Raw genomic sequence first — 26,325 nt, 5'->3', positions numbered from 1 at the left:
CCTTCTCACTTCTTGTAGTCGGGCAGTTTGGGTCCGGAGATCACCCCACCCGCGCCTTGATCATTGAGCCGATCGGTGACCTCGCGCAACGAGCGGCTGGTCGCGCGCAGATCGCGCATCGCAGCCTCCGCGGCGGGCAGGGTCTGCTCGGTCAATTGCTTGGCTGCGGGGCGCGCGTCGCCCAAAGTCGCCTTGAGCTCGTCCGCCGCGCCCTGCGCCGATTTGAGCGTGGAGCGTAGCTGATCGGCGAGCCGGTCGCCGTTGTTGTCGAGCGTCTTGTTGAGCGAATCCCCCGCCGCCTCGAAGCTCGCCAGCGTCTCGTTGGCCTGGCGCAGGGTCAGTTGCAGCTCGCTCATCACCCGGTCGACCTTGGGCGAACTGTCGGCGAGGTTGCCCGACAAGCGTTCGGTGTTGGCGAGAATGCCCTGGATCGATTCCTGGTTCTTGTCCGACAGCAGCAGCGTCAGCCGCTCGGTCAGCGTGGCCAGGCGTTCTAGCAGCAGCGGCGCGTTGTTGAGGATCGCGTTGATCCCGCCCTGCTTGGTCGGGATCACGGGCACGCCTTCGGGGCCGGGCTCGGTGATCGGCGGAGCGCCGCGCACCGCGCCATCGAGCTGGATCGCCGAGACCCCGGTGAAGCTGCCCTGGATCGTCGCCACGGTGCCGAGCAGGATCGGGATCTTCTCATCGACAGTGATCCGCACGCGGACGAATTCCGGGTCCTTCTCCCACAACTCGATGGTCTTGATCTGCCCCGCGGGCACCCCCGAGAACGCCACCTGCGAGCCGCGCGCCAGCCCGTCGACCGACTGCTTGAAGAAGATGTCGTATTCCTTCTGATCGCCGTTGTTGAGCCGCGCGAGCCAGATGATTCCGGCCGCCAGCGCGGCCAGCAGCATCAGGCTGACGGCTCCCACCCAGAGATGATTTGCGCGCGTTTCCATGATCTTGCCCCTGGCGTTCTTATGCCTCGGCCCGCGCCGTCGAGTCCACGGCTTTTGCCGTGGAAATCGGCGCGCGGCCCGCATCGAGGCGGTCCTTGGTGTCCTTCGCGGCGCGTCCGCGCGGACCGTTGAAGTATTCCTGGATCCACGGGTGATCGGTGGCGAGCAGTTCGGGGATCGTCCCCACCGCGATCACCTTGCCATCGGCCAGAACCGCTATCCGGTCGCAGATTTCGTAGAGGGTATCGAGATCGTGGGTGATCAGGAACACGGTCAGTTCGAGTGCCTGCTTGAGCTCGACGATCAGGCTGTCGAATGCCGCCGCGCCGATCGGATCGAGCCCGGCGGTCGGCTCGTCGAGGAACAGCAGTTCGGGATCGAGCGCCAGCGCGCGGGCCAGCCCGGCGCGCTTCCTCATGCCGCCGGAAAGCTCGGCGGGATACTTGCTGGTCGCCTCCTCGGGCAGCCCCGACAGCACCACCTTGTAGCGCGCGATCTCGTGCATCAGTTCGGGGCTGATCTCGGGGAAGAACTCCTTGAGCGGAACTTCGACGTTCTCGGCCACGGTCAGCGTCGAGAACAGCGCCCCGCCCTGGAACAGTACGCCCCAGCGGCTGCGGATGTCGATGTCGTCGTCTTCCTGCGCCCCGGTGATCGAGCGCCCGAGCACCTCGATGTCACCCTCGGCAGGGGATTTGCAGACCGATGATCGAGCGCATCAGCACCGACTTGCCGGTACCCGAGCCGCCGACCACGCCGAGGATCTCGCCCTTGCGCACGTCGAGGTCCAGGCCTTCGTGGACCACCTGATCGCCGAATGCGTTCTTCAACCCATGGACGCGGATCGGGTATTCGCCGGTGAACTCGTCGAGATTGAGATCGAGCGCCTCATCCGGAAATTCGACCGTGTCGCTCACGCCCAGCCGACCTTGGTGAAGAACACCGCGAAGAACGCGTCGAGCACGATCACCATGAAGATCGCCATGACCACCGCCGCGGTGGTGCGCAGGCCCACTTCCTCGGCATTGGCCTTGACCTGCATCCCGTTGTAGCACCCCGCCAGGCCGATGATCAGCCCGAAGACCGGGGCCTTGACCAGCCCGACCCAGACATCGTGCAGCGGCACCACTTCCTGAATTCGCGACAGGAACGTCCAGAACGGGATGTCGAGCGCGAAGTTCCCGACGAACGCGCCGCCGATCACCGCGACGACGGTCGAATAGAACCCCAGCAGCGGCATCATCAGCACCGCAGCGAGCAGGCGGGGGAGGACCAGCGCCTCGACCGGGGAGACCCCGATGGTGCGCATCGCGTCCACTTCCTCGGTCAGCTTCATCGTGCCGATCTGCGCGGCGAACGCCGAACCCGATCGGCCGGCGACCATGATCGCGGTCATCAGCACGCCCAGCTCACGCATGCACAGCCGCCCGGTCAGGTTGATCGTGTAGATCTCGGCGCCGAACTGCTGGAGCTGGACTGCGCCCTGCTGGGCGACGACGATGCCGATCAAAAAGCTCATCAGACCGATGATCCCCAGGCTGGAGACCCCGACCAGCTCGATCTGGTGGACCAGCGCCTTCGTTCGGAAACGGCGCGGATGGCGGATCACCGTGCCGATCGCCATGATGATCGTGCCGAGGAATGCGATCGAGGCCAGCGTTCCCTGCGCCATCCCGGTCACCAGCGTGCCGACCGCCTCGGGCACGCGTTCGACCAGGCTGCCGCGTTCGGGGCGGATGTCGCCCTTGCCGGCCGAGGCCTTGACCGCCTCGATTAGCTTGTTGGCCTCGGGCGTGCCGCCGACGATCTCTGCATCATGGTCGCGTGCGACGCGCCACGCGGTCCACGCCCCGACGGTGTCCATGCACTCGACCCCGGCGAGATCGACCCTGGCGATCTTGTCCTGAAGCTCACGCAGCTTGCGGTCCATCGGGCCGACACCCCACACCACCATCGGCCCGCGCAAAGCCAGCGTCGCCGCGCCATCCGCGCCGGGTTCCAGGGTGTAATCGGCAAGTGCCCGCATGGCCGGGGTCTTGCGGCAAAAACCGTGCCGCGACAAGTGTATCGGGCCAATCCCGCCGACCGGCGGCTCGCGCGTGCTTGCGGTGCAGCATTCCCGCTGGCAAAGCCCCGCGGCCATGACCCCTGACGATCCCGCGACCCCGGCCCCCGAAACCCTGGCCAAGACCTTCGATCCCACCGCCATCGAGGCGCGCTGGTATGCGCATTGGGAATGCCACGGCCTGTTCCGCCCCGATCGGCCCGAGGCAACGCCGTTCACCATCGTCAACCCGCCGCCCAACGTCACCGGCAGCCTCCACATCGGCCACGCGCTCGACAACACGCTGCAGGACGTGGTCGTCCGCTATGAGCGGCTGCGCGGCAAGGACGCGTTGTGGGTGGTCGGCACCGACCACGCCGGGATCGCCACCCAGATGGTGGTCGAGCGCGAGATGGAGCTGCGCCAGGACAAGCGCACCAACCACACGCGTGAGGACTTCGTCGCCAGGGTGTGGGAGTGGAAGCACGAGAGCGGCGGGACGATCACCCGCCAGCTCCGCCGCCTCGGATGCTCGATGGACTGGTCCAGAGAGCAGTTCACCATGGACCCGCACTTCACCCGCGCGGTGACCAAGGTGTTCGTCGATCTCTACAACGAAGGCCTGATCTATCGCGACAAACGGCTGGTCAATTGGGATCCCAAGCTCAAGACCGCGATCAGCGATCTCGAGGTCGAGACGCAGGACGTCAAGGGCGGGTTCTGGCGGTTCAGGTACCCGCTGGCCGACGGCAGCGGCTCGGTGGAGGTGGCGACCACCCGGCCCGAGACGATGCTGGCGGACATGGCGGTGGCGGTGCATCCGACCGACGCGCGCTACGCCGGGATCGTCGGCAAGCAGATCCTCCAGCCGCTCACCGGGCGGTTGTTCCCGGTGGTGGCGGACGAGCACGCCGATCCCGAACTGGGCAGCGGCGTGGTCAAGATCACCCCGGGGCACGACTTCAACGACTTCGAGGTGGGCAAGCGCGCCGGGTTCAGGCCGGGCGAGATGCTCAACATGTTCGATGGTGAGGCGCAGGTGGTGCAGACCGCCGACGGGCTGGTGCCCGCCGATTTCCTGGGCCTCGACCGCTTCGTCGCACGCGACCTGGTCGTCCAGCGGATGAAGGAACGGGGTTTCCTGGTACCATTCGTGGACAAGGACGGCGCCGAACACGACTGCGAACCGCGGACCATCCCCACCCCCTTCGGTGACCGCGGCGGCGTGGTGATCGAACCGTGGTTGACCGACCAATGGTACGTCGACGCCAAGACTCTCGCCCAGCCCCCGATCGCGGCGGTGCGCGACGGCCGGATCGAGATCGTTCCCAAGAGCTGGGAGAAGACCTGGTTCAACTGGATGGAGAACATCCAACCGTGGTGCGTGAGCCGCCAGTTGTGGTGGGGGCATCGGATTCCGGCTTGGTTTGACGACAACGAGAATATCTTCGTTGCCGAAGACGAGGCCGCCGCGCGCGCCCTGGCCGGCGACGACCGGCGTCTGACGCGGGACGAGGACGTCCTCGACACCTGGTTCTCCTCCGCGCTGTGGCCGTTCGCCACGCTGGGCTGGCCGGAAGATAGCGAAACCGCGACCTTGCTCGGACCTGGCGAAGGGTCGTTATTGAAGCGCCACTACCCCAACGACCTGCTGATCTCCGGCTTCGACATCCTGTTCTTCTGGGACGCGCGGATGGCGATGCAGGGGATGAAGCTGATGGGCGAGGTTCCGTGGAAGCGGCTCTACCTCCACGGCCTGGTCCGCGCGCCCGATGGCCAGAAGATGTCCAAGTCGAAGGGCAACGTGGTCGATCCGCTGGGCCTGATCGACCAGTTCGGGGCCGACGCGCTGCGCTTCTTCATGGCGGCAATGGAAAGCCAGGGCCGCGACATCAAGATGGATGAGCGCCGGGTCGAGGGCTATCGCAACTTCGCCACCAAGCTGTGGAATGCTGCACGGTTCTGTCAGAGCAACGGAATTGCTGCGTCGGCGACGCTCGCGGCACCCGCAGCAAAATCTGCGGTAAACCGTTGGATTATAGGCGAAGTCGTCGAGACGCTCGCCGCCCTCGACCAGGCCATGGTCGACCTGCGCTTCGACGCCGCCGCCAACGCGATCTACCACTTCGTGTGGGACACGTTCTGCGACTGGTACATCGAACTGATCAAGGGTTCGTTCGACGAAGAGACCCGCCAGGTCGCCGGTTGGGTGCTCGACCAGATCCTGGTGATGCTGCACCCGTTCATGCCGTTCGTCACCGAGGAACTGTGGCACAGCATGGGCGCGCGGCCGTACGAGCTGATCGTGGCGAAGTGGCCCGAGCCAGGGACGGCGGTGGATACGGAAGCGAAGCGCGAGATCGAATGGATGATCGAGCTGGTCGGCAACGTCCGCACGGCCAAGGCCGAACTGGGCATTGCCCCGGGGGCAAAGCTGGCCGCATATCTGCCCGCAGGCGGAGCGGCGACGCGCGACTTGATCGAGCGCAACGGCCCGGCGATCGAGCGACTGGCGCGGCTCTCGGCAGTACGGTTCGATCCCGCTCCAACCGGAGCCGCGATGCAGATCGGCGTTGCCAATGACAACTTCGTGATCCCGCTCGAAGGCGTGATCGACATCGCCGCCGAAAAAGCTCGGCTTGCAAAGGCGCTCGAAGCCTCGACCAAGGAAGCCAGGTCGCTCGAAGGCCGCCTCTCCAACCCCGCGTTCGTCGAAAGGGCCAAGCCCGAGGCGGTCGAAAAGGCGCGCGCCGATCACGCCCACCACGCCACCGAGGCCGAGCGGCTAGCGGCGGCGCTGGCGCGGTTGGGGTGAATCTTCCTCGCCCCTTCAGGGGAGAGGATAGCGCAGCTTGTTCCGCAGGAACTAGCGAAGCTTGGAGAGGGGGCCGCGGCGTAGCGCTACGTCGCGGCCCCCTCTCCAACTGCGCCTAGCGAACAAGTTTGCAAGGCTCCGTATCCTCTCCCCCGAAGGGGCGAGGGTTTGGGTATGCTGATCCTCGCGCCCACACCCCAACGAACCATTTTCCTACCCATGCCCGATTGTGCCATGGGGCGCGGATGCTGCCGTTTGCGCCCGTCTTGGCCCGCGTTTCCAAACGCGCGCGCGAAAGAGGGTTTTTTCATTCAGGACAGTGGTCCAAGTGGTCCACGGGGTGAGCGCCGCGCCGTGCCGCTGACGCTCGCCACCATCATCCCCGGCGAACCCGAGATCTTCGCCTCGCTCCAGGGCGAGGGACCATCGGCCGGGCGGCCTTCGGTATTCGTGCGGTTGTCGAACTGCAATCTCGCCTGCGCGTGGTGCGACACCGCCTACACCTGGCGCTTTGACGGGCCGGATGCGTTCGAGCGCAAGCCCAACCAGATCGTCCTGAGCGAAGCCGAAACCGCCGACCGCATCCTCGCGCTCGGCGCCGCCGGTCGCATCGGGCGCCTCGTCGTCACCGGCGGCGAGCCTTTGCTCCAGGCGCCCGCCCTCGCCAAGCTCCTCGCCCTGCTCCCCGCGATGCACGTCGAGATCGAGACCAACGGCACCGTCGCCCCGCCGCGCGGGCTCGATGCGCTGATCCACCAGTACAATGTCAGCCCCAAGCTTGCCCATTCGGGCAACGCGGCGCAGCTGGCACTAATCCCCGAACGCCTCGCCGCCTTCGCCGCCGATCCCCGGGCGTTCTTCAAGTTCGTGACCGCGGCGCCCGGAGACGTCGCCGAAGTCCTCGCGCTCGCCGCCACCTATGCGATCCCCCGTGAGCGCCTGTTTCTGATGCCCGAGGGCACCGACAGCGCCACCTTGCGCACCCGCTCGCGGTGGCTGGCGGATGTCTGCGCACGCGAAGGGCTGCGCCTGTCCGACCGCTTGCACATCCATCTCTACGGCGACACGAGGGGGACATGAGCGACTTCGCCCCGATCGACTCCCCTGGCCCGCAACCGGCAGAGCCCGACGACCCGCGTCTGAAGGGACCCTCGGCCAAGGGCGATCTGACGCGCGGGCCGATCCTGCGCACCTTGATCGTGTTCGCGATACCCGCGCTGATTTCCAACATCGTCCAGACCATCAACGGCTCGATCAACACCGTGTGGGTCGGGCGATTGCTTGGCGAAAACGCGCTGGCCGCGACCGCCAATGCCAACACGCTGATGTTCCTTACGTTCGGCACCGTGTTCGGGTTCGGAATGGCGACCACGGTGCTGGTCGGGCAGAAGTTCGGCGCGCGCGACATCCCGGGCGCGCGCGAGGCATTCGGCGGCGGGGTGGGCTTCTGCACCGGGCTGTCCGCCGTCATCGCCACCCTCGGCTGGATCTTCGCCCCGCAACTGCTGCACCTGATGTCGACCCCGCCCGAAGCGCAGCCGCTGGCGTTGTCGTACTTGCGCGTCATCATGGTCTCGATGCCGTTCGGGGTGCTGGCGATGATGGTCTCGATGGGACTGCGCGGCGCTGGCGACGCGACCACCCCGATGCGCGCGACGATCCTGACGGTGGTGCTCGACGTGATCTTCAACCCGCTGCTGATCCTGGGCATCGGCCCGCTGCCGCGGCTGGGGATTGCCGGATCGGCGCTGTCGAGCGCGCTTGCCAGCGCGGTCGGCGCAGGGGTGATGATCTGGCGGGTCTATGCCAAGGATCTGCCGCTGCGCCTGCGCGGGCGCGAACTGCGCTTCCTCAAGCCGAGCATGGAAGAACTGAGCTATCTGGTGGGCAAGGGCTTGCCGATGGGAGCCCAACTGCTGATCGCGGGTGCGGCCGGGGTGGTGATGATCGGGCTGGTCAACCGCGAGGGTCTGATCCCCGCGGCTGCCTATGGCACCTCGCTCCAGTTGTGGAACTACATCCAGATGCCCGCGATCGCGATCGGCGCGGCGATCACCGCGATGGTCGCACAGAATATCGGCGCGGAGCAGCACAAGCGGGTGGGCAGCATCACCTGGGTTGGCGTAGGGCTGAATACCGCGATCACTGCGGTGGTAACCGCGCTCATCCTGTTGTTCGACCGCCCGGTGCTCGAGTTGTTCCTGGGCGGGGGAAGTCCCGCGGTGCCGCTAGCCCGGCACATCCAGTTCATCGTCACCTGGTCGTTCCTGCTGATGGGGGTGATGATGGTGCTGTTCTCGACGATGCGCGCCTATGGCGCGGTCTATGCCCCGTTGGGGATCATGTTCGTCGCGCTCTATCCGGGGCGGATCGGGTTCTACGCGCTGGCCTATCCGGTGATCGGGCAGGAGGCGGTGTGGTGGTCGTACCCGTTCGGATCGACGATCTCGATGAGCCTGGCGCTGGCCTATTATCGCTGGGGGCCATGGCGCAAGCGACGGGTGGCGGCGCGGGCCGAAATGACCCCGGTCGCGGCGGAATAGCGCCGTCAGCCAGGCGTCGCCCCGTCGCGCTCGCGCAAGTCGTTGTGGATCGCCACCGCGGCAATGGCGGCGTGGCCCATGGCGACGCTGATCTGGTCGAGCCCGGCGACGAGGTCGCCCGCGGCGAACAGGCCCTTGAGGCCGAGCTGCTGGTGCTTGTCGGTCATCACGCAGCGGTCGCTGTCGGTGCGCAGGCCGAGCGCCTGGATCAGTTCGTCGTTCGGTTCCGAGCCGAGCGCGGGATAGAGCGTATCGACTTCGGCGGCGTCGCCATCGGCGAAACACAGCCGCACCGCCGCGCCGGAAAAGTCGTAGGCGGTGACCGGGCGCGGATCCCAGGTCACGCCGTGATCAGCGAGGTCGGCGCGATCCTTCTCGTGGAGTTCGCACTCCTCGAGCGTGAACAGCCGGACGTGCGGCGTGAACGTGCGCAGGAACAGCGCCTCGGCGACACCGTGGCTCTTGGCCCCGACCACGCCGACCCGCGCGCCGAAGTCCGGCCCGCCCGCTTCCCAGCCATCGCACACCGGGCAATAGCGCAGCTTGCCCGCCGCCAGCGCGGCGCGGTGGACCGCCTCGTCCAGCTCGGGACGGCGGTTGTCGACCCCGGTGGCGAACAGCACGGTCCGCGCGATGAGGTCGATCCCCGCGCCGCCCAAGCGCCAGTCGTCGCCCGCCGCGGCGACTTCGGCTACGTCGCCGACGCGCAACTCGGCGCCGTATTCCGCCGCCTGCTCGCCCATCCGCGCGAGCAGTTCGCCACCCGCGATCCCCTCGGGAAAGCCGGCGTGGTTGTGGCTGACCGGGATCAGTGCGGCCCTGCTCCCGCCGCGGTCGAACAGCACCACGCGGCGGCGGAAGCGCGCGAGATAGATCGCCGCGGTCAGCCCGGCCGGACCGCCGCCGACGATCGCGCAGTCATAGGTTGTTGTCGTCACAGCTTCAGCTTGAAGCCCTCGTGACTCCGCGTCCACCCCAGCCGCTCGTAAAAGCGATGGGCCGCCCCCCGCGATTTGTCGCTGGTGAGCTGGACCATCCGGCAGCCACGCGCGCGGCATTGCTCCACCGCCCAGGCGATCATCTGCCCGCCGATGCCCTCTCCGCGCAGCCAGCCCGCCACCCGCACCGCCTCGATTTGTCCGCGCCAGGCACCCTTGAAGGCGATGCCGGGTATGAAGGTCAGCTGCATCGTCCCGACCACCGCGCCGTCGCGCTCGGCGACGATCTGACGCTGGTCGGGGTTGGCGGCGATGATTTGGAAGGCCCTCTCGTAGGTCGGATCGAGCGGCAGCGACGGATCTTCGCGCCTTTCGCCCAACGTATCCTCGGCGAGGAGAGTGACGATGGCGGGGAGGTCGGCCTTGGTGGCGTCGCGGAAAGTGATGGGCATGGAAGGCCGTTATCAGAGGATCAGGGGGCCTGCCAGCAGAGTGCCTCAGGCCACCTCCGCCGTCTCCCGCGCCACCAGCAGCTTCGCCAGCGCCGGGCGGCACGAGCCGCAGTTGGTCCCCGCACCCAGCGCTTCCCCGATCGCCGCGACGTTTGCCAGCCGGCGCTCGGCGATAGCGGTCACGATGGTCTTGAGCCCGACATCGAAGCACGCACACACGATCGGCCCGCGATCCGCCGCCGCGCCCGGCGCGCGCCCGGCGAGCACCGAGGCGAGGTCGGGGGTCTCGCCGAGCATCGTCAGCAGATAGTCGCGCGAAGGCAGTTCGCCGCTGCGGGTGATCATCAGCACCGCCGCCAGCCGCCCGTCGTGAAACGTTGCGACCCGGCGGGTGCCGCGCGCGCGGTCCTCCGCCTCGATGGTCTCGCCACGCGGGAGCAGCTTCTCCAGCGCGCGCGGATCGCCGTTGCCCGCCAGCTCCCACAGCGTGCCCCCGCGCGTGGCGATCCGGGTCGCCCACAGGCAATCGGGCACCGCGGCGAGATCGCGGTTCAGGATCAGAAACCCGCGCCAGGCGACCGCGACAGGCTCGATCCGTAGGGGGTCGCCTTGAAACCGGGCTGGCCCGAGACCGGATCGGCCAGCGGCCTTGGCAAAGTCCCGGTGCGCCCGCCGCGCGCGTTGGCATCGGTCCAGTGGATCGGGACGAACGCCTCGCCGCGGCGCTGGCCATCGCTGGGCTCGACACGGTAGAGGCTGCTGCCCTGCGGTGTGGTCAGCCGCGCCAGCCCGCCCGGCTCGAGCGCGAGTTCGGCCACGTCGGCGGGATGAACCTCGACCCGCGGCTCGTCGCGGTGGCGCGCGAGTTTGGGCGAAAGCCCAGTGCGGGTCATGGTGTGCCAGTGATCGCGATAGCGCCCGGTGTTGAGCGTCATCGGCCAGCGCGGCAGCACCGCCTCGACGGCGCGCTGGGTCACCGTCACCAGCCGCGCCCTGCCGTCCGGGGTGGAAAAGCGCCCGTCGGCGAAGGCCTCGCCCCCCCAGCGGAACGGCTCCATCGCGTCGTAGGCGGCGTTGCCCTGCGCCGCCTGGCCGGGCAACGCGAACAGGCGTTGCCCCGAATTTTCGTACGTCGACAGTCGACAATGTTCGCGCCAGATGTCGGCCGGGCGATCATAAGCAAAGGCGGTCTTCCAGCCCATCCGCCGCGCGACTTCGCCGATGATCCACCAGTCGGGCCTCGCCTCGCCCGGCAGCGGCAGGAACGGGCGCTGGCGGCTGACCATCCGTTCGGAATTGGTCACCGTCCCATCCTTCTCGCCCCACGCCGCGGCGGGCAGGCGGACATGCGCGAACCGCGAGGTATCGGTCTCGGCAACCACATCGGACACCACCACGAACGGACAGGCGGCCAGCGCCTCGCGCACCCGGCCTGCGTCGGGCATCGACACCGCGGGGTTGGTCGCCATGATCCACAGCGCTTTGATGCGTCCCTGGCCGAGCTCGCGAAACAGGTCGACCGCCTTGAGCCCAGGCTTGGCCGCCATCCTCGGCGCGGCCCAGAACCTGCCGACCCGCGCGATGTTCTCGGGCGCGAAATCCATATGCGCGGCAAGGCTCGACGCCAGTCCGCCGACCTCGCGCCCGCCCATCGCGTTGGGCTGGCCGGTGATCGAGAACGGCGCGGCGCCGGGCTTGCCGATCCGGCCGGTTGCCAGATGCAGGTTGAGGATCGCATTGACCTGGTCGGTCCCCGCGAGCGATTGATTGATCCCCTGGCTCAACAACGTGACCGTACGCCGGGTCGCCACAAACAACTCGAAGAAACGCCTGAGATCGGTGGCGGGCACGTCGCACGCACGCGCCACCGACCACAGGTCGCTCCCCTCTCCTACCGTGTCCCAGAAGCCGTCGGGCGTGGCGACATTTGCGGCAAGGTAGGCCTCGTCGACTGCGCCATGCGTTCGGCACCACGCCAGCAGGCCGTTCATCAGCGCGACGTCGCTGCCGGGGCGGATCGCAAGGTGAATGTCGGCACCTTCGGCAGTCTCGGTTCGCCGCGGGTCGATCACCACCAGTTTGGCGCCCCTGGCGGCGCGCGCCGCCTCGATCCGCTGCCAGACGATCGGATGGCACCACGCGGTGTTCGATCCGACCAGCACGATCAGGTCGGCCTCATCGAGATCGGCGTAGGCGGCGGGGACGATGTCCTCGCCGAACGCGCGGATGTGCCCGGCAACCGCGCTGGCCATGCACAGCCGCGAATTGGTGTCGATGTTGGCCGACCCGATAAAGCCCTTCATCAACTTGTTGGCGACGTAGTAGTCCTCGGTGAGGAGCTGGCCCGAAACGTAGAAAGCGACGCTGTCGGGGCCGTGGCGGGCGATGGTTTCGCGAAACCGCGCGGCGACGAGATCGAGCGCCTTGTCCCAGCTCGCCCGCGACTTGCCGATCATCGGGTGAAGCAGGCGGCCCTCGAGGCCGACGGTCTCACCCAAATGCGAGCCTTTCGAACAGAGTTTGCCCCGGTTTGCAGGGTGGTCGGGATCACCTTCGATCATGACCGTCCGTTCGCCCGTTGGAGTCGCACGAATGCCGCAGCCGACCCCGCAATAGGCGCACGTGGTCTTTATAGTCCTTCGCCCTTCAGGGGAGAGGGTCGGGAGAGGGGGCTGGGACGTGGTGCTCACCTTTGGACACCCTCCTCTTCCCGATCCTCTCCCCTGAAGGGGAGAAGGAGATTCACGCCGCCGCCGCCAGCGTCGCCGCGCGCTGGATCAGCACTCGCCCGGCGTCGATCCGCACCGGTACGGTGGGGGTGCACCCTCTGTCCTCGCCCAGCGCTTCGCCCGAACTCAGCGAAATCCTCCAGTTGTGCAGCGGACACGCCACCGCACCGCCGTGAACAATGCCCTGCGACAATCGCCCGTGCTTGTGGGGGCAGCGATCGCGTAGCGCGAAAACCTTGCCCTCGCCGGTGCGAAACACCGCGATGTCTTCGCCGCCGGCCACGTTCACCACGCGGCTCCCGCGTACCGGGATTTCGTTCACCCAGCCGATGTCGAGCCATTCGCCGATCATGCGTGTTCCCTCATGGGCGTGAACTTGGCCATCGGCGCGTGCTGCTCGCGCTCCGCCCCTTCGGCGCGCTTGGCCCACGGATCGTCCTGCGCGAACGATTGCGCGTGGACGAAGCGCCGGGCGAGCGCGGCGCGCTCTTCTGGATCGTCGAGCAGGCGTGATTGGACATAGGCCAGCCCGACCCGCTCGATCCACGGCGCGGTGCGTTCGAGATACCAGGCTTCCTCGCGGTAGAGCTGGACGAACGCGGCGCAGTGGAGCATCGCCTCGGCTTCGGTCGCGACCTTGCACAGAAGGTCGGTGACGCGGACTTTGATCCCGCCGTTGCCGCCGACATGAAGCTCGTAACCCGAGTCCACGCAGATGATGCCGAAGTCCTTGATCGTCGCTTCGGCGCAGTTGCGCGGGCAGCCGCTGACCGCGATCTTGAACTTGTGCGGCATCCACGACCCCCAGGTCGCCCGCTCGATCTTGACCCCCAGCCCGGTCGAATCCTGCGTTCCGAAGCGGCACCATTCGCTGCCCACGCAAGTCTTCACCGTGCGCAGCGCCTTGCCATAGGCGTGGCCCGAGACCATTCCGGCGGCGTTGAGATCGGCCCAGACGGCGGGCAAGTCTTCCTTCTTGATCCCGAAAATGTCGAGCCGCTGGCCGCCGGTGACCTTGACCATCGGCGCATTGAACTTTTCGACCACGTCGGCGATCGCCCGCAGCTCACGCGGGTTGGTCAGCCCGCCCCACATCCGCGGGACCACGGAGTAAGTGCCGTCCTTCTGGATGTTGGCGTGCATCCGTTCGTTGACGAACCGGCTCTGCTGGTCGTCGACGTACGCGCCCGGCAGCGCGCAAAGCAGGTAGTAGTTGAGCGCGGGGCGGCACGACGAGCACCCGTCGGGCGTGCTCCAGTGGAGTTTCTGCATGACCTCGGGGATTGAGCGCATGGCCTGCGAAACGATCTCACGGCGGACATCGTCGTGGCCGAAGGTGGTGCATTTGCACAGCGTCTTCGCCCCCGCCTGGACCTCGTCGCCCAAGGTCAGCGCGAGCAGACTTTCGACCAGTCCGGTGCAAGAACCGCAGCTTGCCGAGGCTTTGCATGTGCCGCGCACCGCATCGAGGCTGTGCGCGCCTTTGGCGATGCACGAGACGACCCGGCCCTTGGAAACGCCGTTGCAGCCGCAGATCTCGGCCGAATCCGAGAGTGCCGCAACGGCCGCCTTAGGGTCCGCGACGCCTCCTCCGGAGGCGAACGACTGGCCGAAGATCAGGACATCGCGCAGCCCGGATATATCCTCGCCGCGCTTGAGCAGGTCGAAATACCAGCCGCCGTCGGCGGTATCGCCATAGAGCACCGCGCCGACGATCTTGTCGTGGCGCACCACCACACGCTTGTAGATACCCCGTGAGGCGTCACGGAGCACGATGTCTTCGGCCCCGTCGCCGCCCGAAAAGTCCCCGGCGGAAAACACGTCGATGCCCGAGACCTTGAGCTTGGTCGAGGTCACCGAGCCGGTGTAGCCGGTGGGCTTCTCGACCAGCCCGTCGGCCAGCGCCCGGCACATCTCCCACAGCGGCGCGACCAGGCCATAGACCTGCCCGTCATGCTCGACGCATTCGCCGACCGCGAGGATCGCTGGGTCGGACGTGACCATGTGGTCGTCGACATGGATGCCGCGGCCGATCGCCAGCCCGGCATCGCGGGCGAGCGCCACCGACGGGCGGATGCCCACCGCCATCACCACCAGATCGGCGGGGATCGTGGTGCCGTCCTTGAGGCGAACTCCTTCGACACGGTCCGAGCCGACGATCTCGGCGGTGTCCGCACCGGTCAGGATCGTCTGCCCTCGCGCCTCGAGCGCCTGCTTAAGTAGCCACCCCGCCGCCTCGTCGAGCTGGCGCTCCATCAGCGTCGGCATCAGGTGGACCACGGTGACCGTCATCCCACGCAGCGAGAGGCCGTGTGCGGCTTCCAAGCCCAGCAAGCCCCCGCCGATCACCACCGCGCAACCGCCGCGATCCGCCGCCTCGAGCATCGTCTCGACATCGGCCATGTCGCGAAAGCCGATCACGCCGGGCAGGTCCTTGCCCGGCACCGGGATGATGAACGGGTCGGAGCCGGTCGCGATCAGCAGCCGGTCATAGCCGGTGGTCAGCCCGCTGCGGGTGGTGACGGTCCTGGCCACGCGGTCGACCGACGCCACCGGATCGCCAGCGATCAGTGCGATGCCGTGTTCATCGTACCATTCCTGGCCGTTGATCACGATCTCGGCGAAGCTCTTCTCGCCCGCCAGCACCGGCGAGAGCATGATCCGATTGTAGTTGACCCGCGGCTCGGCGCCGAAGATCGTCACCCGGTAGCGCGCCGCATCGCGCGCCAGCAGCTCCTCGACCGCGCGGCACCCCGCCATGCCGTTGCCGATGACGACGAGATGTTCGCGCGTATCGTCCTCGCGGACCGGAAGCGGTTGCAATTCCATCATATGGTCCAGTCCGCTTGCAGCCAGAATTTGGAGGTGTCGGTGGCAAACCTGTCGGCGTTGTAGTCTGCATAGCGAACGGAAAGCGTGGTCTTGCGCAGCTTGGCACTCGCCAGCAGATCGAGTTCGTTACCGTAATGGCGAACCAGGCGGTCGCTTTCAAAGCGGTGGTAGGCGGCCTGAAGCGTGACCGCCGCCAGGGGGCCAAGCTTCTTCACCCCGTACCCTACGCTGCCGTAGAGATCACGGACCCCGTCGGGCGGGGTGGTCAGGAACTTGTCGGCCCAGCCCTGGAACTTGAACCCGGTCGCCAGCGGGGTCTGGAAGGACGTCAGCGCCGCGCCCGCGATCGAACCAGCGCCTGCGCCCAGCACTTCATAGCCGCCGCCCAGTTTGAAGCCCTTGGCTTCGATCGCAGCGTCGGCGAGGTAATAATCCGCGCCGTAACTGTTCGGATTGTGGTGATAATCGATCTGATGCGCATAGCTTAGCTGGTAGGCCAGCTTGGCCTCGCCGGCCGGCTTGGTTCCGGCCAGCCGCGCCCCGTAAGTCTGGCTCGACATCCGGAAGCCGTTCACTGCGGCCTCGTCCTCATCGACCAAATAGGCGAACGCGGATACGGTGCCGATCGGGCTGGCATATCCGACGTTGCCGAACACGAAGTCGCCCGAAACGGCCTGCTGGCGGGCGCCGGTGCCATCGACGCCCCACAGCGTACGCTGGCTCCAGGCATAGGTCGCATCGAGCTTGAGCTTGGGGATCGCGGTGACCTCGGCGCGGATCGCGTCGAACGTCTGGCCGTTCTGGCGGAAGCCCACCGCGCCGACGAAGCGTTCGTCGTCAAGCGCGATCCGCTGGCGCCCGGCGGTCAACGTCAACGGCTTGCTCTTGTACTGCACCTGTGCGCGGTACAGCGCGATGTTCTCCGGATCGGCGACCAAGGGCCGGATCGCAGGCAGATGCAGGCCGTCGAAGTAGTCCTCGCCGATGGCCAGCGTGCCCTGGCCTTCGACCAGCACAGAAAACGCGCCCGACTTGGCCTCGACCCCGGCGCGGACCCGGGCGGTGGCGGCGTCGGCCCGTTTGGTGATGCCGTCCTGATCGACATGCTCATAGCGCAGGCGCGCATCGATCAGGGGTTTGAGGGTGACCGTCTGGGCCGCAGCGGGGGTTCCCGCTGCGAGCCCGGCGATTGCGATCAGCGTCAGCCGCATCGGACCTAGATCCGCACCATCGCGGCGGCGGCCCAGGCCGAGCGCCACTTGCCTTTGACCAGCGTCAGCCCGGCCAGCGCGACCAACGCGAGCGCTGCGAAGATCAGGAAGCCCGAGGAAAAGCTGCCCGTGTACTGCTTGGCCAGGCCGAGCGAGGAGGCGAGGTAGAACCCGCCAATCCCTCCGGCCATCCCGACCAGCCCGGTCATCACCCCGATTTCTGCGGCGAAGCGTTGCGGCACGAGCTGGAACACCGCGCCGTTGCCGCTGCCGAATGCCAGCATCGCGATCACGAACAACCCCAGCGCGGCGGTGACGGTGCCGGCCATGCTGACCCCAGCGAGCGCCAGCGCGGCGACGATGAACACGCCGGTCAGCGTCTTGACCCCACCGATCGCGTCAGCGAGCGCGCCACCCATCGGGCGGACCAGCGATCCGGCGAACACGCAGGCCGCGGTGCAGTAGCCGGCTTGAACCGGGGTCAGCCCGAAGCGGTCGGTGAAGTAGATCGGCAGGCTGGCGGCGAGCCCGACGAATCCCCCGAACGTCACCGAATAGAAGCCCATCAGCCACCACGCGTCGGCCTGCCTGAGCGGTTCGAGATACTGGGCGAAGCTCTTGGGCGCGGGCGCGTGGGGCGCATCCTTGGCCATAAGCAGATAGACCACCAGGACGATCGACAGCGGGACGCAGGCAAGACCTAGCACCGCGTTCCACCCGAACAGTTTGGCCAAGCCCGGCGCGAACAGGGCCGCGAGTACGGTTCCGGAATTGCCCATGCCGGCCAGGCCCATTGCCTTGCCCTGATGTTCCGCGGGGTACCAGCGGCTGGCGAGCGGCAGCGCGATGGCGAAACTTGCCCCCGCAAACCCGAGGATCACGCCAAGCGCGAGCGTCCCGGCGAAGGTGCTCACTCCCAACAAGTAGGCGGACATCAGTCCGGCGATCACGATGATCTGGCTGATCGCGCCCGACCGCTTGGGTCCGATCCGGTCGACCAGCAGTCCGTTGACGACCCGCAGTACCGCGCCGGCCAGAGTCGGCACCGCGACCATCAGGCCCTTTTGCGCCGGTGTCAGCGCCAGCGCCTTGGCAATATCTGGCGCGAGCGGGCCGAGCAGGACCCAGACCATGAACGCCAGATCGAAATAGAGGAACGCCGCGATCAGTGTCGGCGTGTGCCCGCTCGCCCAGAAGCTGGTCTTGGGGGCGGGGTTGGTTTTGTCCCAGAATGCAGTCGCCATCTTTCGTCTCCACGTGCGATGGACAAAGAAAAAGCCGCCAGAAAGCGGCCCTTCCGGGCGGCCTCCTGACGGCTTCGTTGCCTGTTGACGCCCGGCCAGTTTGCCGGTCGTATCCGCCGCGATCCCCGGCGCTGGAGATCGAAACGTCTATTTCGTGCCCGGCATCGTCGCCGGACTTCATCAAGCTGCCCGATTCGCTTCGCTAGCGCAACATCAATTTCGCACGTGCAGCAAACTTCCGAGCCTTGCGACGAGGATCGCCTCGCCCATCAAGGGGGAAAGGATTGGCGGAATTCCCAATCGCTGTCTCAAAGGCCCGCAAGATAGCCTGGAATGTCGTCGGGATCGAACGCGCGGCGGTCGAAAAAGGTGTCGCTGCCCAAGATCAGTCGGCCCTGCGCCGCCCCCACCCCCCAGCGCCCCTGTCACCGCGCCTTCGAGCTTGGAACTCGAGGACGGCAGCGTCGCGGCGGACCCGGCAAGCGCCTCGCGGTACACATCTGGTCGGAACACGGCCTGCGCCGCTTCGGCCTCGGCCGCGGAAAACGGCGTACGATCCCAGCGGGTCATCTGCGAATAGAGCCAAGCAGCCTGGCTGCGCCACGGGAAGTTGGCCGCCTCGCGATACTGGAACATGAAATCGGGATAGTGGATCGGCGCGGCGTCGCGGCTCGGGCGGATGCGGTCGGTGATCGCGCGCATGATTGTCTCTACTGGGGCGTCGCAGTATTCGGGCCGGGCGAGGATCGACGCGTTATCCTGCGCCGCCGCGGGATCTACGAAGTGCTCGGCCGCAGCGTGCAGCGCGCGGATCAGCGCGGCGACCTCGTCGCGACGCTCGTCGAGCGTAGCCTTGCGCACCGCGAGCACTTTTTCCACGCCGCGCCGCCAGATTTGCGCGGTGACCAGCGCGATCCGCCCGACCCCGCGATCGACCGCGATCGAATTCCACGGCTCGCCCACGCAGATCCCGTCGACATCGCCCGCGGCCAACGCATCCGCGGCGAACGGCGGACTGGTGACCACCAGTTCCACGTCGGCATCGGGCTGGATGCCGACCACCGCCAGCCAATAGCGCAGCATGTAGTTGTGGCTCGAATAGCGGTGGACTACCCCGAAGCGCAGCCGTCGTCCCGCCGCGGCGCGGGCGAGCGCGACCTCGCGCAAGATCGTGCCCAGCCGCACCGGATCGGCCATCCCGCCATCAAGCCCGGTCGCGTCAGCCAGCGCGGTGGAGAAGGTCACCGCGTTGCCGTTGAGCCCCAGCACGAACGGTACGCTGAGCGGCGTCGCCGGGCGCCCGCGGCCCAGCGTGGTGGCGATCGCCAGCGGCGCGATCAGGTGCGCGGCGTCGGTGTGGCCGTAGAGCAGGCGATCGAGCACCGTGGCCCAGGTCATGTCGCGTACCGGCTCGATCGCGATCCCCTGCGCGGCGGCGAAGCCCTGCTCGTGCGCCAGGATCGGCAGCGCGGCATCGACCAGCGGCAGGAAACCTATCCGAAACAGGCTCATGGCAAATCACCCATCAGGGCCTCGCTGGTGATGATCGCCTCAGCCACTTCGGCGATCCGGCGGTTGGTGCGCATCGCATGGTCGCGCAGCAGCTTGTAGGCGCCCGGTTCGTCGAGCTTGCGGCGCTTGATCAGGATCACCTTGGCCTGGTCGATCGCGGCGCGGTCGGCGAGCGCGCTGCGGGCCTCGTTGAGTTCGTCCTGCAACCGGGCGAACGCCTGAAACCGGCGCACCGCCAGATCGAGCACCGGCTTGATCCGGTTCTTGGTCAGGCCATCGACGATATAGGCCGAAACCCCGGCATCGACCGCCGCCGCCGTCGCCTCGGTATCGCTCTGGTCGACGAACATTGCGATCGGCCGCGCCAGCGCGCGGCTCATCGCGAAATAATCTTCGAGCACGTCGCGGCTGGGGTTTTCCAGATTGACCAGCACCACCTCGGGCCGTGCTTCGCCGAGTTGCGCCAGGATCGGCCGCGACGGGTCGATCACCACCAGATCGTCGAGCCCGGCCTCGCGCAGGCCATCCGAAATGATCGCCGCGCGCGAGGTGCTGGTGTCGATGATCGCGATGCGCATCGCCGCGATTTATGCTGCTTTGCAGCATAAGGCCAGCGACTCTTGCGCGCGTTGACGGGCGGGTGCGGGGGTGGTCTATCCCGTCAAGACAACGACAATGCCCCGGGAGAGGCGCGCACTTGACCCAAGCCATACAATCGACCCCATCGCCGGCCGACCCGGGATGGCCCGCGATGTCGATGGCCGCGGCCGAAGCGCTACTTTGCGCCGAGGACGCGCCGTTTGCGATCACGACTGCGACGATCCGCGGCGTGCCGACGCGGGTGTGGAAGAGCGCGCTGCCCAGCCTGGCGGCCCTCGCCCGCGCCGGGTCCGCGCATGGCGACAAGACCTTTCTCGTATACGAGGACGAGCGGGTCAGTTTCGCCGGTTGGTATCGCGCAGTGGCGGCGCTTGCGCACCATCTGCGCGATCTTGGCGTGGGCAAGGGCGACCGGGTCGCGCTGGCGATGCGCAACTTCCCCGAATGGCCGGTGGCGTTCTTCGCGATCACCGCGATCGGCGCGATCTGCGTGCCGCTCAACGCGTGGTGGACCGGGGCCGAGCTGGCGTACGGCCTGTCCGATCCGGGGGTGAAGCTCCTGATCTGCGACGCCGAGCGGCTCCAGCGGATCGCCCCGCATCGCGGCGACCTTTCCGCGCTAAAGCATGTGCTCGTCAGCCGTTGGAACGACGACCTCCCGCCCGGCAACGCCCGGCTCGAAGACGCCATCGGCACGCCCGGTACCTATTCCATGCTCGCCGAACGCGAGCTGCCCGAAGCAGCAATCGAGCCCGACGACGATGCCGCGATCTTCTATACCAGCGGCACCACCGGCAACCCGAAGGGCGCGGTGGTTTCGCACCGCAACCTCGTCACCAACATCTTGTCGGGCGGGTACAACGCGGCGCGGGTCTACTTGCGCCGAGGCGAGGTGCCGCCAGAGGCGAAGCCGAAAGTCCTTCTCGTGGTCGTCCCGCTGTTTCACTGCACCGCCTGTTCGGCGATGATGATGGGCGCGGTCGCGGCGGGGCACACTATGGTCTTCATGCACCGGTGGGACGCGGGGCAGGCGCTGGGGATCATCGAACGCGAGCGGGTCAACATCACCGGCGGGGTGCCGACAATCGCCTGGCAGCTCATCGAGCATCCCGACCGCGCGAAGTACGATCTCTCGAGCCTCGAATCGATCGGCTATGGCGGCGCGCCCTCCGCGCCCGAGCTGGTCAGGAGGATCAGGGAAGAATTCGGCGCGTTGCCGGGTAACGGCTGGGGCATGACCGAGACCACCGCGACCGTCACCGGAATCGCCGCCGAGGACTATCTTGCGAAGCCCGAAAGCTGCGGCCCGGCGGTCCCGGTCGCCGATCTCAAGATCATGGACCCCGATGGCAAACGCGAACTGCCCTCCGGCGAAGTCGGTGAATTGTGGGCGCGCGGGCCGATGGTCGTTCGCGGCTACTGGAACAAGCCCGAGGCCAGCGCGGCGACATTCGTCGACGGCTGGGTCCGCACCGGCGACCTCGCCCGGCTCGACGACGAGCGGTTCTGCTATATCGTCGATCGCGCGAAGGACATGGTCATCCGCGGCGGCGAGAACATCTATTCGTCCGAGGTCGAAAACGCGCTTTACGACCACCCCGCGGTCACCGATGCAGCGGTGATCGGCATTCCCCACCGCACCTTTGGCGAGGAACCCGCCGCGGTGGTCCACCTCGCCCCTGGCGCGAGAGCGAGCGAGGCCGAACTGCAAGCCTGGGTCCGCGCGCGGCTGGCGGCGTTCAAGGTGCCGACGCGGATCGTCTTCCTGGCCGAAACCCTGCCCCGCAACGCCAACGGCAAGATCCTCAAGAAGGAGCTTGGCCACCTCTTCGAGGAACCCGAATGACCGACCTGTTCGACCTGACCGGCAAGGTCGCGGTGATCACCGGCAGTTCACGCGGGATCGGCCGGGCCTCGGCCGAGGCGATGGCCGAGCGGGGCGCGAGGGTGGTGATCTCCAGCCGCAAGCAGGATGCCTGCGAGGCGGTTGCCGATGCGATCAACGCACGGCACCCCGGCGCGGCGACCGCGATCGCCGCGACCATTTCGTCGAAGACGGCGCTGGAAGAGCTCGTTACCCAAACCCAGGCGACGGTGGGACCGATCGACATCCTCGTCTGCAACGCCGCCTCCAACCCCTACTACGGACCGATGAGCGCGATCTCGGACGACGCTTTCCGCAAGATTCTGGACAACAACATTCTGTCCAACCACTGGCTGATCCAGCTTTGCCTGCCCGGGATGATCGAACGCCGCGACGGCGCGATCATCGTGGTCAGCTCGGTCGGCGGCCTGCGCGGATCGGAGACCCTCGGGGGCTATTGCATCTCGAAGGCCGCCGACATGCAGCTCGTCCGCAACCTCGCGGTCGAGGTGGGCCGGCACAACATCCGCGCCAACTCCGTCGCCCCCGGCCTGATCCGCACCGACATGGCCCGCGCGCTGTGGGAGAACCCCGTGAACATGGAGCGCTACAACACCCAGCACCCGATGCGCCGAATCGGCGAGGCGATGGAGATCGCAGGCGCCGTGGTGTTCCTCGCCAGCCGCGCCGGCAGCTACGTCAACGGCCAGACCATCGTGGTCGATGGAGGTTCGACGATATGACGGGGATGAACGCCGAACGGCTCGCGCGGATCGAGCCGTTCCTGCGCGAACGCTACGTCGACCCCGGCAAACTGCCGATGGCGGACATCCTCGTCGCGCGCGATGGCGAGCCGGTTTACCGCGCGACGTTGGGCCAGGCCCGCGCCGACGGCACGCCGCTCAAGCCCGACGCGATCTTCCGCATCGCCTCGATGACCAAACCGGTCACCTCCATCGCCTTCATGCAACTGCTCGAGGAAGGCAAAGTCGCGCTCGACGATCCGGTGGCGCGGGTGATCCCCGAGTTCGCCAACCTCGGCGTCTACAACGGCGGCGGCGGGGCCGCGCCTTTCGCCCCGGTCAAACCTTGCGCACCGATGCGGATGGTCGATCTGCTGAGCCACATGGCGGGGTTCACCTATGGCTTCCAGAACCGCACCAGCATCGACGCGGCCTATCGCGAGACCCTGCCCGACGGCGGGCGGAGCATGGCCGGGTTCGACTGGTTCGTCGCCGAGCTGGCCAAGATCCCGTTGGAATTCGCACCTGGGACCGGCTGGAACTATTCGGTGGCGACCGACGTGCTGGGCATCGTCGTGTCGCGGATCGTGGGCAAGCCGCTGGGCGAGGTGTTCGCGGAGCGCATCTTCGGACCGCTGGGCATGCCCGACACCGGCTTCCACTTGCCCGAAAGCCAGCGCGATCGCCTGACCGACTGCTGGGCCCACGTCCCCGGCAAGCCGCCCAAGCTGATCGACAAGGGCCGCGACAGCAAGCTCACCGCGCCCGCCCGGTTCGAAGGCGGCGGCGGCGGGCTGGTGTCCACCGTGGCCGACTACGACAGGTTCTGCCGGATGCTAATCGGCCCAAGTGCAGGAGCTGGGGGCGCGCTAGACGGCGTGCGCATCGTCAGCCCGAAGACGCTCGCCCTGATGACCCGCAACCAGCTGCCGGGCGGTGCCGACCTCGCTGCGGTCTCGCAATCGCTGTTCAGCGAAGCGAGCAACGCCGGGACCGGGTTCGGGCTGGGCTTCGCGGTGACGCTCGATCCCGCGCGCACGCTGATCCCGGGCAGCGCGGGCGAGTATTTCTGGGGCGGGATGTATTCGACCGCATTCTTCATCGATCCGGTCGAGCGGCTGCACATGGTGTTCATGACCCAGCTGATGCCATCGTCCACTTATCCCATCCGCCGCCAGTTGAAGACGCTGATCTATGGCGCGGTCGAAGAGAGCTATGCCTAGATGGCTTGAACGGAGAACGTAGATGACGTCGGAACCCCTGCCCGGCGCCAAGGATCACATCGCCGCCGCCCGCGCCAGGGCGGCCACGATCGACGACATTCCAGCCGCCACCCTGCTCAAGCCGATCGCCCGCGTCGGCGTGCTCGGCGCGGGGACGATGGGCGGTGGGATCGCGATGAACTTCCTCACCGCGGGCATCCCGGTGACAATCGTCGAGGCCGAGCAGGCCAATCTCGACAAGGGCGTGGCGACGATCGCGCGCAACTACGCCAATTCGGTCAAGCGCGGGAAGCTGAGCGAAGATGAGGTCGATCGCGCGCTGGCCCTGCTCACCCCCAGCCTGGCGTTCGCCGATCTGGGCGGCGCCGATCTGGTGATCGAGGCGGTCTATGAGAACATGGACCTCAAGAAGGACATCTTTGCCCGGCTCGACGCCATCGCCAAGCCCGGTGCGATCCTCGCCAGCAACACCAGCTATTTGAACATCGACGAGATGGCGGCGGTTACCGCACGGCCCGAGGCGGTGCTGGGGATGCACTTCTTCTCGCCCGCCAACGTCATGAAGCTGCTCGAAGTGGTCCGCGGCGCGCGGACCGGGGCGAGCGAGCTCGCGACGGTGATGGCCCTGGCACCTAAGATCGGCAAGATCGCGGTAGTATCTGGCGTGTGCCCCGGCTTCATCGGCAACCGCATGCTCACCCCACGCCAGCAACAGGCGCAGGCGCTGCTGATGGAGGGCGCGGCCTACAACGACATCGACGACGCGCTCCTCGAGTTCGGCTTTCCGATGGGTCCGTTCCAGATGAGCGATCTGGCGGGCCTCGACATCGGTTGGCACCGCGATCCCGCGCGGGTCGAAACGATCCGCGACGCACTGTGCGCGGCGGGGCGCTGGGGCCAGAAGACCGGCAAAGGCTGGTATGACTACGACGAAAGCCGTCGGCGCAGTCCTTCGCTGGAGGTCGCGGGCCTGGTCGCGGAATTCGCCGCCAAACAAGGCAAGCCGCAGCGCGCGATAAGCAAGGACGAGATTCGCGAGCGCCTGCTTTACCCGATGATCGCCGAGGGCGCGAAGATCCTCGACGAAGGGATGGCCCAGCGCGCCTCGGACATCGATACCGTCTGGCTCAACGGCTATGGCTGGCCCGCGTGGACCGGTGGCCCGATGTACTGGGCCGAGCACGAGGGCCTGGCGCAAATCATCGCCGGGCTAGAGCGATATGGGCTGAACGTTCCGTCCTATTTGCGCGCCAAGGCGGACGGCGGCGCGGGCTTCGGCGGTTGATAGGTCAGGCAGCCAGCCGCACCGTGCGCAAGACCTGGTCGAGCTGATCGAGGGTGAACGGTTTGGTCAGCAGCGGGGCGGCGGGTATCCCGTCACCCTGCGGCAGCGTCCGATGGCCGGTCAAATAGACGAACGGGACGTGGCCTGCACGCAGCCGCGTGGCCACCGGTACCGTGGTTGCGTCGTCGGCCAGGCTGAAATCAAGCAGCGCGAAATCCGGCGCGGCGGCATCGATCATGGCCATCGCCTGATCGACGGTCGCGGCGCAACCAGCGATCTCGTGACCGAGTTCGGCGACACTTTCTTCCAGCATCATGGCGAGCAGAGGCTCGTCTTCCACGACCAGTATTTTCATTGTCGCTCTCGTCCATTGATCGATCTGTTTCGACCGATCTCCCCAGTTTTCGCGTCTTCTTTTTCAACGCGACTGTATAGCATGAAACCTGACGATTGCATTACAATCATTGGACTCGTCGGGGAACTGGCGCGGTTCATCGATCATTGGATCGCGCGAATGAGCTGCAAACGGCCAAAATCGGCGTGAACCCAAGATCGGCATGAACGAAGTGCGGATCGGAGTGGGCCGGAAAACCCGCGCGATTACAATCGCCGGGGTCGCGGCGTTGCACGTTGCGCTAGTCGCGGCGCTGATCGCCGCATTCGGAGTGGAGGCGGTCGTGGAAACGGTTCGCTCGGTCGCCGCCTTCAATGTCCCCGCTCCGCCCGCTTCCCCGAGTCCGACCCCCGAGCCCGCGCCCCGGGTCGAGCGATCCCAAGGTGCGGCTGCCCGCCCTGCGCCCAAGGCTACGCCATGGCCGCGACCGACAGCCAAGATCGTTTTGGCGCCCACGCCCGCACCCGTGACCGCGACTGGCGACGCAAACAGATCGGGGGCCAGCGTGACGGGAGCGGGCAGCGGCGCCTCAGGCCAAGGAGCGGGCACCGGTAGTGGCGGCCATGGCAACGGCCCGGGAGGAGGTGCAGTGCGCCGGGCTGAAAAGATTTCGGGCGAACTCAGGACCAAGGATTTCCCGCGCTCGGGCGCTGACGAACGCGATGGCCGGTTCATCATCGTGCGCTACGTCGTGGGAACCGATGGCCGCGTCGGTAATTGCCGGGTAGTCCAATCGAGCGGAAGTGCCGAGGCGGATACGATCACGTGCCGCCTGATAGAGAAACGGTTCCGCTATCGCCCCGCACAAACGGCCGACGGCACCCCGATCGCGGACGAGACCGGGTGGAAGCAGTGGTGGTGGCGTCCCGATTGATGGCCGATTGCGGCAGTCGCTCAGTTTATTTCGCATCTGCAATATAAAGCTGCGAAAACCTACATGATCATGCGCTTA

Annotated in this window: 18 protein-coding genes and 3 pseudogenes; 8 read left to right on the top strand and 13 right to left on the bottom strand. The window is 67.1% G+C overall.

Annotation, left to right across the window (positions count from 1 at the left end; genetic code table 11):
• Positions 1-5: 5 nt before the first annotated feature.
• The 3 genes and pseudogenes from GKE62_RS12760 to GKE62_RS12750 form a co-directional block, all read right to left on the bottom strand.
• Complete coding sequence (locus GKE62_RS12760; RefSeq protein WP_154692562.1) at positions 6-944, bottom strand: MlaD family protein; 939 nt, start codon at positions 942-944, stop codon at positions 6-8.
• Between the two features lie 19 nt (positions 945-963).
• Positions 964-1,789: pseudogene (locus tag GKE62_RS12755) on the bottom strand (ABC transporter ATP-binding protein).
• Between the two features lie 68 nt (positions 1,790-1,857).
• Positions 1,858-2,970 carry an ABC transporter permease gene (locus GKE62_RS12750; protein WP_154692561.1) on the bottom strand — a complete coding sequence of 371 codons (1,113 nt, stop codon included), beginning with the start codon at positions 2,968-2,970 and terminating at the stop codon, positions 1,858-1,860.
• A gap of 115 nt (positions 2,971-3,085) precedes the next feature.
• Between GKE62_RS12750 and GKE62_RS12745 the strand changes: the two genes are divergently transcribed.
• From GKE62_RS12745 to GKE62_RS12735, 3 genes are all read left to right on the top strand, one after another.
• Positions 3,086-5,803 (top strand): valine--tRNA ligase, encoded by a 2,718-nt coding sequence (locus GKE62_RS12745; protein ID WP_154692560.1) that lies wholly within the window; start codon positions 3,086-3,088, stop codon positions 5,801-5,803.
• A gap of 354 nt (positions 5,804-6,157) precedes the next feature.
• Positions 6,158-6,883: a 7-carboxy-7-deazaguanine synthase QueE gene (locus GKE62_RS12740; RefSeq protein ID WP_154692559.1), complete on the top strand. Its 726-nt coding sequence runs from the start codon at positions 6,158-6,160 to the stop codon at positions 6,881-6,883.
• Positions 6,880-8,346 (top strand): MATE family efflux transporter, encoded by a 1,467-nt coding sequence (locus tag GKE62_RS12735; RefSeq protein WP_154692558.1) that lies wholly within the window; start codon positions 6,880-6,882, stop codon positions 8,344-8,346. Before GKE62_RS12740 ends, GKE62_RS12735 begins: the two co-directional genes overlap by 4 nt.
• Positions 8,347-8,351: 5 nt before the next feature.
• Here GKE62_RS12735 and GKE62_RS12730 read toward each other — a convergent pair whose 3' ends face one another.
• The 9 genes and pseudogenes from GKE62_RS12730 to GKE62_RS12690 form a co-directional block, all read right to left on the bottom strand.
• On the bottom strand, positions 8,352-9,284 hold the full coding sequence (locus GKE62_RS12730; protein ID WP_154692557.1) for an NAD(P)/FAD-dependent oxidoreductase: 933 nt from the start codon (positions 9,282-9,284) through the stop codon (positions 8,352-8,354).
• On the bottom strand, positions 9,281-9,736 hold the full coding sequence (locus tag GKE62_RS12725) for a GNAT family N-acetyltransferase (protein WP_154692556.1): 456 nt from the start codon (positions 9,734-9,736) through the stop codon (positions 9,281-9,283). Before GKE62_RS12725 ends, GKE62_RS12730 begins: the two co-directional genes overlap by 4 nt.
• Before the next feature lie 45 nt (positions 9,737-9,781).
• Positions 9,782-12,426 (bottom strand): annotated as a pseudogene (locus GKE62_RS12720) (molybdopterin-dependent oxidoreductase).
• Positions 12,427-12,478: 52 nt separating this feature from the next.
• Positions 12,479-12,817, bottom strand: coding sequence for a nitrite reductase small subunit NirD (gene nirD / locus GKE62_RS12715; RefSeq protein ID WP_154692555.1), 339 nt, complete (start codon positions 12,815-12,817; stop codon positions 12,479-12,481).
• A complete protein-coding gene (gene nirB, locus GKE62_RS12710; protein WP_154692554.1) occupies positions 12,814-15,294 on the bottom strand; it encodes a nitrite reductase large subunit NirB in 2,481 nt (826 codons plus the stop codon). The genes nirD and nirB overlap by 4 nt, the downstream gene beginning before the upstream one ends.
• Positions 15,294-16,508: an alginate export family protein gene (locus GKE62_RS12705; RefSeq protein WP_154692553.1), complete on the bottom strand. Its 1,215-nt coding sequence runs from the start codon at positions 16,506-16,508 to the stop codon at positions 15,294-15,296. The genes nirB and GKE62_RS12705 overlap by 1 nt, the downstream gene beginning before the upstream one ends.
• A gap of 5 nt (positions 16,509-16,513) precedes the next feature.
• Positions 16,514-17,752: a NarK/NasA family nitrate transporter gene (locus tag GKE62_RS12700; RefSeq protein WP_154692552.1), complete on the bottom strand. Its 1,239-nt coding sequence runs from the start codon at positions 17,750-17,752 to the stop codon at positions 16,514-16,516.
• A gap of 213 nt (positions 17,753-17,965) precedes the next feature.
• Positions 17,966-19,264, bottom strand: a complete 1,299-nt coding sequence (locus tag GKE62_RS12695; RefSeq protein WP_370516005.1) for a CmpA/NrtA family ABC transporter substrate-binding protein — start codon at positions 19,262-19,264, stop codon at positions 17,966-17,968.
• Positions 19,261-19,842 (bottom strand): ANTAR domain-containing response regulator, encoded by a 582-nt coding sequence (locus GKE62_RS12690; RefSeq protein WP_154692551.1) that lies wholly within the window; start codon positions 19,840-19,842, stop codon positions 19,261-19,263. The genes GKE62_RS12695 and GKE62_RS12690 overlap by 4 nt, the downstream gene beginning before the upstream one ends.
• 173 nt (positions 19,843-20,015) lie before the next feature.
• Between GKE62_RS12690 and GKE62_RS12685 the strand changes: the two genes are divergently transcribed.
• The 4 genes and pseudogenes from GKE62_RS12685 to GKE62_RS12670 form a co-directional block, all read left to right on the top strand.
• A complete protein-coding gene (locus GKE62_RS12685) occupies positions 20,016-21,710 on the top strand; it encodes a class I adenylate-forming enzyme family protein (protein WP_195908377.1) in 1,695 nt (564 codons plus the stop codon).
• Positions 21,707-22,471: an SDR family NAD(P)-dependent oxidoreductase gene (locus GKE62_RS12680; RefSeq protein ID WP_154692549.1), complete on the top strand. Its 765-nt coding sequence runs from the start codon at positions 21,707-21,709 to the stop codon at positions 22,469-22,471. Before GKE62_RS12685 ends, GKE62_RS12680 begins: the two co-directional genes overlap by 4 nt.
• Complete coding sequence (locus tag GKE62_RS12675) at positions 22,468-23,694, top strand: serine hydrolase (RefSeq protein ID WP_154692548.1); 1,227 nt, start codon at positions 22,468-22,470, stop codon at positions 23,692-23,694. Before GKE62_RS12680 ends, GKE62_RS12675 begins: the two co-directional genes overlap by 4 nt.
• A 46-nt stretch (positions 23,695-23,740) precedes the next feature.
• A pseudogene (locus GKE62_RS12670) lies at positions 23,741-24,979 on the top strand (3-hydroxyacyl-CoA dehydrogenase NAD-binding domain-containing protein); the annotation flags it as partial.
• A gap of 4 nt (positions 24,980-24,983) precedes the next feature.
• Here the strand turns inward: GKE62_RS12670 and GKE62_RS12665 are convergent.
• On the bottom strand, positions 24,984-25,334 hold the full coding sequence (locus GKE62_RS12665; protein ID WP_154692546.1) for a response regulator: 351 nt from the start codon (positions 25,332-25,334) through the stop codon (positions 24,984-24,986).
• A 202-nt stretch (positions 25,335-25,536) separates the two neighbouring features.
• Between GKE62_RS12665 and GKE62_RS12660 the strand changes: the two genes are divergently transcribed.
• Positions 25,537-26,247 (top strand): TonB family protein, encoded by a 711-nt coding sequence (locus GKE62_RS12660; RefSeq protein ID WP_154692545.1) that lies wholly within the window; start codon positions 25,537-25,539, stop codon positions 26,245-26,247.
• Positions 26,248-26,325: the final 78 nt, after the last annotated feature.

It is taken from the genome of Novosphingobium sp. Gsoil 351 (assembly GCF_009707465.1).
Classification (GTDB): Bacteria; Pseudomonadota; Alphaproteobacteria; order Sphingomonadales; family Sphingomonadaceae; genus Novosphingobium.
Note: the sequence above shows the minus strand (reverse complement) of the source record. Positions and strands in the feature narration are given on the sequence as shown.